The organism is Methylophilus sp. DMC14 (genome assembly GCF_056314085.1).
Genome location: NZ_JBQUZA010000017.1, coordinates 1 through 533, shown reverse-complemented (window position 1 = coordinate 533; position 533 = coordinate 1). Strand labels below are relative to the sequence as shown.

1 protein-coding gene is annotated in these 533 nt (G+C 44.5%); it reads left to right on the top strand.

Going from position 1 to position 533, the window contains the following annotated elements:
* Window positions 1-315: hypothetical protein (locus ACT53C_RS14305; protein ID WP_476147045.1), on the top strand; the 315-nt coding region annotated here is incomplete at its 5' end.
* Window positions 316-533: the final 218 nt, after the last annotated feature.

Here is a 533-nt window from a genome sequence, read left to right as displayed (position 1 = left end):
GTAGCATCTCTTGCTATGTTGATTAGTTCGCCCACAATCTCTGCATTTTACGGCGTAGCATTTGTCGCAGCTTGCCTGCTCGCAATGGTTACGTATTGGCGCCTAGCACTGGTAACTGCACTTCAACGACCATACACCTTTGGTCCAATGTTTTGGCTAGCTACTCTGTGTGCTTTCTACGTTGCTGTTGAAGTTAGTGGCTGGTTCAGTGGCATCCAATCACTGTTGTTGCTAATCGGTCCTCCGGTAGGTTCCGCTATCTATTTTTCTATATTGCAGTGCAGAGGGTTCACCGGAGAAGAGCATGCCTGCTAACAACTCATTCCACTGGACTGCCTTCGGCAGCCAGTGAATTCAAACGTTAGGCAATATTGAGTCAATGAATATGCAGAACTCTCACCCACGTCATATCTGGTTAGCTGTAATTGCTGCTCTCATTACGGAAATTGGTGTATGTATCATTCTCGAAAATATAGTTTTTGTTATCGCTGGTATAACTCATATTATTATTAATTGGCTAGCCTCAGGTGGTT